The 7,796-nt window shown below is 48.6% G+C and carries 8 protein-coding genes; 6 read left to right on the top strand and 2 right to left on the bottom strand.

Annotated elements, in window-relative coordinates; translation table 11 throughout:
• The first annotated feature begins 143 nt into the window (after positions 1–143).
• Entirely contained in the window at positions 144–1,313 is a 1,170-nt protein-coding gene (locus tag J4G02_21175; GenBank protein MCE2397037.1) for an LL-diaminopimelate aminotransferase, read from the top strand.
• Positions 1,314–1,407: 94 nt separating this feature from the next.
• Here the strand turns inward: J4G02_21175 and J4G02_21170 are convergent, their stop codons facing one another.
• Complete coding sequence (locus tag J4G02_21170; protein ID MCE2397036.1) at positions 1,408–2,058, bottom strand: winged helix-turn-helix transcriptional regulator; 651 nt, start codon at positions 2,056–2,058, stop codon at positions 1,408–1,410.
• A 267-nt stretch (positions 2,059–2,325) separates the two neighbouring features.
• Here J4G02_21170 and J4G02_21165 point away from each other — a divergent pair, with 267 nt between their 5' ends.
• The 4 genes from J4G02_21165 (at position 2,326) to J4G02_21150 (ending at position 5,516) form a co-directional block, all read left to right on the top strand.
• The gene (locus J4G02_21165) at positions 2,326–3,312 is read left to right on the top strand and encodes a sigma-70 family RNA polymerase sigma factor (GenBank protein MCE2397035.1); all 987 of its coding nucleotides are present in this window, start codon (positions 2,326–2,328) and stop codon (positions 3,310–3,312) included.
• Positions 3,313–3,335: 23 nt separating this feature from the next.
• Positions 3,336–3,968, top strand: coding sequence for an iron-sulfur cluster assembly accessory protein (locus tag J4G02_21160; protein ID MCE2397034.1), 633 nt, complete (start codon positions 3,336–3,338; stop codon positions 3,966–3,968).
• Positions 3,969–4,060: 92 nt separating this feature from the next.
• Positions 4,061–4,489, top strand: a complete 429-nt coding sequence (locus J4G02_21155) for a cobalamin B12-binding domain-containing protein (GenBank protein MCE2397033.1) — start codon at positions 4,061–4,063, stop codon at positions 4,487–4,489.
• A 67-nt stretch (positions 4,490–4,556) separates the two neighbouring features.
• Positions 4,557–5,516, top strand: a complete 960-nt coding sequence (locus J4G02_21150; GenBank protein ID MCE2397032.1) for a radical SAM protein — start codon at positions 4,557–4,559, stop codon at positions 5,514–5,516.
• Positions 5,517–5,561: 45 nt separating this feature from the next.
• On the opposite strand, the gene J4G02_21145 is transcribed toward J4G02_21150, so the two are convergent.
• Entirely contained in the window at positions 5,562–6,851 is a 1,290-nt protein-coding gene (locus J4G02_21145) for an aminopeptidase P N-terminal domain-containing protein (GenBank protein MCE2397031.1), read from the bottom strand.
• A 248-nt stretch (positions 6,852–7,099) separates the two neighbouring features.
• Between J4G02_21145 and J4G02_21140 the strand changes: the two genes are divergently transcribed.
• Positions 7,100–7,663 carry a cob(I)yrinic acid a,c-diamide adenosyltransferase gene (locus J4G02_21140; GenBank protein MCE2397030.1) on the top strand — a complete coding sequence of 188 codons (564 nt, stop codon included), beginning with the start codon at positions 7,100–7,102 and terminating at the stop codon, positions 7,661–7,663.
• The last annotated feature ends 133 nt before the right edge of the window (positions 7,664–7,796 follow it).

Raw genomic sequence — 7,796 nt, 5'->3', positions numbered from 1 at the left:
TCTTACGTTACAGGTTTTACCCTTAACGTCAACGGCGGGATGTTCATGTCATCTTGAAGGCGCTTGAAAATCCACGATGCTTCTGATACAATCCCAACATTTTAAGAAATGGTATTCTGAAATTCTAGCAATTAGGAGAAAAGATGCAGATCGCAAATAGGCTCAAAAGAATTCCACCCTACCTGTTCATTGAACTACGGAATAAAATTAATCAAGCAATCGCCGATGGCATTGATGTCATCAGCTTGGGAATTGGTGATCCAGTTGAACCAACGCCGCAGCCTGTGATAGACGAACTCTGCCGTACTGCGGCCGACCCAGCAAACCATCGCTATCCAATCGACGAAGAGAAGGGGATGTTTGCATTTCGCAAGGAGGTTGCCGATTGGTACGCTGAACGGTACAACGTAGAATTGGACCCGGAGGAGGAAGTGCTCGGACTGATCGGATCCAAGGAAGGCTGCCACCATTTTATTCTGGCAGTTGTAAATCCCGGCGAGACAGTGTTAATGACAGATCCGGGTTATCCTGCATACCGGGCGAGCATCTTCATGGCGGAAGGAGAACCGTACAATGTCCCAATCACAGGGGAGAACGGATTTCTCCCGAAACTCGCCGATATTCCATCGGATGTCGCCAACCAAGCGACTGCGATGTTCCTTAACTACCCTAATAACCCAACGGGGGCGACCGCGACCCCCAAGTTCTTTGCGGAAGTGGTTGAATTTGCCAAAAATTACGACATCGCTGTCTGCCACGATAACCCGTATAGTGAGATAGTCTTTGAAGGGGAAGAACCTTTGAGTTTTCTTTCGACACCGGGAGCAAAGGATGTTGGCGTTGAACTCAACTCCCTGTCCAAGCCGTTCAACATGACAGGCTGGCGAATTGGGATGGCGATGGGGAATGCAGAACTTATCGCAGGGATGGCAAAGGTTAAAGGGAATACAGATTCGGGAATTTTCAACGCGATTCAATACGCTGGGATTGCTGCTTTGACGGAATGCCGAAATCACATCGACGAAATGCTGCCCATCTACACGGACCGCCGTGAAAGGGTGCTTAACACCTTTGACGCGCTCGGTTGGGCTGATTATGATACACCCAAAGGGACGTTTTACCTCTGGCTGCCGACGCCTGATGGGATGAACTCTGTAGATTTTGCAACGCTAATGTTTGAGGAGGCAGCGGTTGTAATTGCACCAGGCGCATCTTACGGTGAGTACGGTGAAGGGTATTTCCGATTGGTCTTGACCGTACCGGACGACAGGTTAGACGAGGCACTGGATCGGATAAAAAAAGCGTTGAGCTGATAAAACTGTGCTAGGCTGTTACGTCCGTATCAGGTTGGGCGACTTTCGGAAAGGTAAAGGGTAAGGGTAAGATCCGGCCGGACGATGTCCCGCTTCATTTCCTTAATTCTTGGGCGGTATCAGTTTTAAGGACTTTATAGCTACATATCGAATCCCCGGAGGGCATGTGGCATTCACGCTCAACTGGCACATCAAGTAACCGCTGCAACAGGGACAGTTCGAGCTGGCAGAGTTGGGGATATTTCTCTGCAATAGATTCAAGGGCACAGTTATGTTCTTTAAGGATATAGGCATGTGGTGTTTCCGCTATCTCAACCTGATAGCCCTCTTCATCTAAAAAAGCGGCAAGCACCTTAATCTTTTCGGGTAAACTCTTGCCCTCAATATCGTTAAGACACATTGCGACCTTCATCTCCATTTGATATTCAAGGAGTTGGTCAACCTTTTCTGCCCCATCGATCACTACCAGAGCGTCTAGAGTCCCCAGCGCAAATCGTGGGTAGTCATTCGGAAATAGACTCTCCTTTGCCTCCGAAGTGAGTTTATATATGTAGACAGGTCTGCCCCGGCTAATTTTTTCGCGATAGTGTTGAATATAGCCTTCCCGCTCCAGGATAGACAGATGCTGACGCACTGTCATGGAATGGAGGTCTAACTGCTTCGCGATTTCACCGGCTGTCATACCGCTATTTTTTTTCAAAAGTTCGACGATTGCGCCGCGTGTGTCTTTCGGTACTGATTTCATCGTTTTACCTTCCCGGTTCTTCGCTAGCTCCAGCGTATTCCTATTGCTCCGTAACTCGTTGATTAGGCAAAAAAGATTAGCTAGCGAATCTTCCCAGTATAATTTCAACAAAATTATATCAGAAAAATAACCGATTTACAAGTTAAAATAGGTTTTTTAAGTTATTTACTTGACAAAACATAAAATATCGTGTTACTATTCCGCCAACTCGATGCTAACCCCTGTTACAACCCAGTAGTTTAACAGCTTTTTAGGAGAGCGAGGTAAATGACAGCAAGGGCAAATGAAACGGTCGGTGGAACTTTCAACAACAGCCTTGTTGAAGGATCGATTGAAGATACCGAGAACTATGAAGGCAACGATCAGTGGACAACGCCGTCGGGGGACGATACGCAAACACCTCAAATTGATGCGTTAAGCACTTGGCTTCAGAAGGTCTCAGGGCACGGACTTCTATCTAGAGAGCAAGAGGTTGAGCTTGCCAAGCGGATTGAGCAGAACGATGAAAGTGCGCGCGATGAGCTAGTCCAAGCGAACTTGCGCCTTGTGGTTTCAGTTGCGATGAAGTATCAAGGACATAATGTTCCCCTTGAGGATCTCATCCAAGAGGGAAATATTGGTTTGATGCGGGCAGCGAGCAAATTCGACTATCGGAAAGGATTTAAGTTTAGTACCTACGCTATATGGTGGATTCGGCAGGCAATCATGAGGACGCTCGATAACTGTTCGCGTTCGATCCGTCTCCCGTCCTATGTTGTTGCGAAAGCGAGCAAGTTTGATTCAGCCTATGCAGACCTCAGCCAAACACTTCACCGGGAACCCACCATCAAGGAGTTGTCCGACGTGCTTGAGTTGACCGATAAACAGATCGAAGATCTACTAGTTCTGAATTCGGGTACTGTCTCGTTGGAGTTACCTCTCAGTGATGAAACGAACGCAACGACCTTGAGCGATTTCATTGAAGATCCGCAAGCGAATCCAGAAGTTGGTCCGATTGCAGCATTGGTCGAAGGGGATTTAGTGGATACGCTCCTCAGTAAATTGAAAGCAAGAGAGCGGGAAGTGATTAAAATGCGCTACGGTCTTGAGGACGGTGAAGAAAAGACTTTGCGTGAAATTGGGGAGAAGATGGAGGTCACAAGGGAACGCATCCGACAATTAGAAATCGAGGCAATCGCTCGTATAAAACGTCTATACGACGAGGCCGGGGAACTGCGGCTTCCGAAGGAGGCGTCGAGCTGTCCGGCTGCGTAGCACCTACCCACACAAGGAGAACAATGAAGAATCTACTGAATAAATTAAAACAGAAACAACCGCAAACTGCAGAGGGGGCAACGTTACTTTCGGTCACTGAAGCTGCCAAGGAAAAGATTCAATCGGTGATTGAAGACCAAGGGATGGAAGTTGAAGGATTGCGTGTTAGTATCAATGGCCGTTCTGCGTCAACATTCGAGTACGGATTAGGTCTCGAAGTTGAACCCAATCCGGATGATGTCGTGGTTGACTGTGGCGATTTCAAGGTTTTGGTTGATCCAGAGAGTGCTGAGAACCTAAAGGGAGCGACCATCGATTATGTGGAAGATCTGAATTCGAGCGGCTTCAAGGTTGATAACCCGAACACACCGACATGGGATAATCCCAAAGCCCAAGCGATTCAACAACTGATCGACGAACGGATTAATCCGGCGGTTGCATCGCACGGTGGGCAGATTGATCTGCTGGACGTTACAGATGATTCCATCTATATCCACATGGGCGGTGGCTGCCAAGGGTGTGGCATGGCAAATGTAACCTTGAAGCAAGGAATCGAGGGGATGATCCAAGAACACTTCCCTGAAATAAAGCATATTATTGATACCACCGACCACGCCTCCGGCGAGAATCCCTACTACGAACCGAGCAAAGGGTAAAAGGGAAACGGAATACCTGACGATGATTCTGATGGTGGGGCAAGCGGTAATTGTTTCTAGGGGTAGACCGATGTGTCTACCCTTTTTTATCGATGGTGAAACTAACAATGAAACGTCTGGGAGCAATATTACTTATTTCCTGTTACGAATTGGGGCATCAGCCAATCGGTCTAGCTTCCCCACTTGGGTTTCTTGAACGTGCGGGATATACGCCGGACGTGATAGACATCGCTGTTGAAACCCTAGATGTGGAAAAAGCCGCCCGCGCCGAATTTGTCGGGATTTGTGTGCCGATGCACACCGCCCTCCGTTTAGGCGTCCACGTCGCAACCCGCCTTCGCAAAATCAATCCGACCTGCCACATCTGTTTTTACGGTCTCTACGCTTCACTGAACGCTGAATACCTGCTCCAACATCACGCGGATTCAGTCATCGGTGGTGAATATGAAACATCGATGGTTGAATTGGTTGACGCCCTTACAAATGGAAAAGAGATGGAGATCGCGATCACTTCAAAATAACCCTCAGCTCAGACCGCTCCTCCGGCCTTCACACAATAGGATAAGTGTCTACAAACGGCGCAACGATATGTCTAGTGAACCATTCCCTGTGCCAAGTAGGAAGCGCCTACCATCGCTCGATGGGTATGCGCACCTCGAAAAAGATGGCACAGCCTATCTCGCCGGTTATGTGGAGGCGAGCCGTGGTTGCAAACACCATTGCTTCCACTGTCCTATCCCGCCAGTTTATGAAGGGAGATTTTCCGTTGTGCCGAAGGAGATTGTACTGGCGGATATTCGAGCGCAAGTTGATGCCGGTGCAGCGCATATCACATTCGGCGATCCGGATTTCCTGAACGGTCCCAAACATGCACTTCGCGTTGCTCAAGCCATGCACGAAGCGTTCCCAAACCTGACTTTCGACTGCACAACCAAAATTGAGCACCTCCTGAAACACCGCTCCATCCTACCTGAACTTCGCGACTGCGGTTGCATCTTTATTGTTTCTGCTGTTGAATCACTCAACGATACGGTGCTCGAAAACCTTCAGAAGGGGCATGCAAGCACCGAGGTTTTTGCCGTTATTGATCTTCTGGAGGAGGTTGGGATCGCCCTTCGCCCCTCGTTTGTCCCGTTCACGCCTTGGGAGACGCTCGACAGCTATCTGTATCTCCTCAACTGTGTTGAAAATACTGGGTTAATTGATCATATCGATCCTGTACAGTATACGATACGGTTGCTTGTTCCGCCCGGGTCCTCCCTACTCATCCAATCATCTTTTCAATCCTATCTTGGAACACTCGATCAAGAATCCTTCACCTATCAGTGGACACATCCCGATCCGCGAATGGATGAACTCCACAAAGCGGTCACTGTCGCTGTAGAGAGTGCATCACAGATTGGTGAGGATGCGTTTGTAACTTTCCAACGCGTGTGTAACCTCACGTATACCGCAATCGGTAGGGAGGAATCCTCCATCGCGTTCCCAATGGATTTTGAGCCTGACCGAAAGCGACCACCCCGCCTGACTGAAGATTGGTTCTGCTGAGCGGAGCCAACGCAGGGTCAGTTGGACTCGCTCAACTAATACAATTTACGCCGTCAGCTTCTCAATTTCATCAGGTGTTTTTGGCACACCTGCGGTCAGGACTTCACAGCCGGATTCGGTAACTAGAATATTGTCCTCAATCCGCACTCCAATTCCCAGATACTCCGTCGGGACATTCTCGCTATCGGGGTCAATATAAAGCCCCGGTTCGACGGTCATGACCATTCCCGGTTGGAAGGTTTTGTAGTCTTCGCCCTCCCGCGTCTTTGCTACGTCGTGAACCTCCGCTCCCAGCATGTGTCCCACGCTGTGCATATAAAATTTCTGATACTCCTGTTCCTCGATTATCTTCTCTTTCTCTCCTACCAATAATCCCAACTCTATCATTGCTTCGGTTAACATCTCTACTGCCTTCTGAGCAGGATCGCCGATCGAAACACCGGGACGAACGCTCTCGATAATCTCACACTGGACATCAAGCACTGCTTCGTAGATTGCGCGCTGGACATCCGTAAACTTCCCATTGGCGGGGAATGTCCGCGTAATATCTCCGCAATAGTATTGGTATTCACACCCTGCATCAATGAGTACCATATCGCCATCTTCGATTTGACAATCGTTCGTCGTATAGTGCAGTGTGGTTGCGTTTGCACCTTTTGCTACAATTGTAAGGAATGCGGGACCCGTGCCACCATTTTTCCGGTAGATTGAGTCAATTAGACTTTCTAGCTCATATTCGTACATGCCGGGACGAACTGCCTGCATCGCTGCGGTGTGCGCTTCAACACTGATGTCTACCGCTTTACGAATTCGTTCAAGTTCAGTTTCATCTTTAACGAGACGCATCTCTGCGAGGATGTCGGTGGGGTCAATCATCGTGGTCAGTCCTGTTCCCTCGCGCAGGCGATGCCGTCTATATCCCTTGAGTAGTTCGACAATTTTCTGATTAAAGGTATGGTCCGCACCGAATCCGTAATAGAGTCGATCCGAAGTACCGATATATTCGGATATTTTTTCGTCAAATTCTTCAATAGGATAGGCTTCATCTGCGCCGAAGTGTTCCTTTGCACCCTCGACACCAGCACGCTTTCCAGTCCAGACCTCCTGTTCCGGAACACGGGGACGAACAAATAATATATATTGATGTTCAGGGTGATCTGGGGCTATGACGCAGACCGCCTCCGGTTCCTCGAAGCCGGTCAAATAGTAGAAATTTGCGTCTTGGCGGTATCTATATTCGGTCGAGTGTGTACGCATCGCTTGCAACGCGCTTGGAAAGATTGCCACCCCCCCCGCTATTTTTTCCATAAGTGCCCTACGTCTATTCTCGTGCATACCTGCTTTCTCCTTATCTGGACAGTTATAATTGGGATCGATCGCCATTATAGCATAATCCCCCAACCAACCGAATGAAAAAGAAGGCACGAAGGGAGAAAGCGGGAAGACGGGAAAACGAGAGAACGGGAAAACAGAGGTTACGGCATATTGCTTTATTTGTATTTATTTTCGATGGTATATATCTTTGCGTTGCAGGTTTTCACCCGATCTGCTATAATGGCAAAAAAAGGGACAAAGGCTACAGCATGAAAATCTATACCAAAACTGGAGACGCCGGTGAGACAGGACTTTATGGTGGAACACGTGTGCCGAAAGACGCCAAGCGCGTTGAGGCCTGCGGAACGGTTGATGAACTCAATGCCTGCATCGGGGCCGCGAGATGTCAGATCCGGGACGACGAAATAAATGCTATCCTCCACCGTATCCAGAACGAACTCTTTGATGTCGGAGCGGATCTCGCAACGATAGACGCACACCCGAAAGCCGCCAGTATGAGAATCCCTTCAACCTTGACTCCTGAACTGGAACGGGAGATTGACCGGTTTGAAGACCAACTCCCACCACTGAAGAACTTTGTTCTGCCCGGCGGTTCAACGGGTGGTGCCGCGATTCACCTCGCCCGAACTGTTTGCCGTCGTGCTGAGCGGTGCGTCGTCACTCTGGCTAAAGAGGAGGCGGTAAATCCAGAGGTACTAATTTACCTTAACCGGCTCTCCGACCTAGTATTTGTACTTGCCCGTGTGGTCAATCACCGGTTGGGTGAATCGGAGCCGCTTTGGGAGTCGCGAATGGAACGGAAAAAATCTTAATAGATTGATTTCTACTTAAACTACACTTTGAGAACGATTGGATATTCTTCATTAATCTCAAATTTCAGACCATACTCACAACCCAAATAAGGAGTAGACATGAACAACTCAAAAATAGATCGTATTGAATGCG

The sequence above is a fragment of the Candidatus Poribacteria bacterium genome (assembly GCA_021295755.1).
GTDB lineage: Bacteria > Poribacteria > WGA-4E > WGA-4E > PCPOR2b > PCPOR2b.
Note: the sequence above shows the minus strand (reverse complement) of the source record. Positions and strands in the feature narration are given on the sequence as shown.

Excerpts from the sequence above, each read along its gene's own strand:
- J4G02_21165 (MCE2397035.1), top strand. The coding sequence starts at position 2,326 with ATGACAGCAAGGGCAAATGAAACGGTCGGTGGAACTTTCAACAACAGC.
- J4G02_21145 (MCE2397031.1), bottom strand. The coding sequence starts at position 6,851 with ATGCACGAGAATAGACGTAGGGCACTTATGGAAAAAATAGCGGGGGGG.
- J4G02_21150 (MCE2397032.1), top strand. The coding sequence starts at position 4,557 with ATGTCTAGTGAACCATTCCCTGTGCCAAGTAGGAAGCGCCTACCATCG.
- J4G02_21155 (MCE2397033.1), top strand. The coding sequence starts at position 4,061 with ATGGTGAAACTAACAATGAAACGTCTGGGAGCAATATTACTTATTTCC.
- J4G02_21170 (MCE2397036.1), bottom strand. The coding sequence starts at position 2,058 with ATGAAATCAGTACCGAAAGACACACGCGGCGCAATCGTCGAACTTTTG.
- J4G02_21160 (MCE2397034.1), top strand. The coding sequence starts at position 3,336 with ATGAAGAATCTACTGAATAAATTAAAACAGAAACAACCGCAAACTGCA.
- J4G02_21140 (MCE2397030.1), top strand. The coding sequence starts at position 7,100 with ATGAAAATCTATACCAAAACTGGAGACGCCGGTGAGACAGGACTTTAT.
- J4G02_21175 (MCE2397037.1), top strand. The coding sequence starts at position 144 with ATGCAGATCGCAAATAGGCTCAAAAGAATTCCACCCTACCTGTTCATT.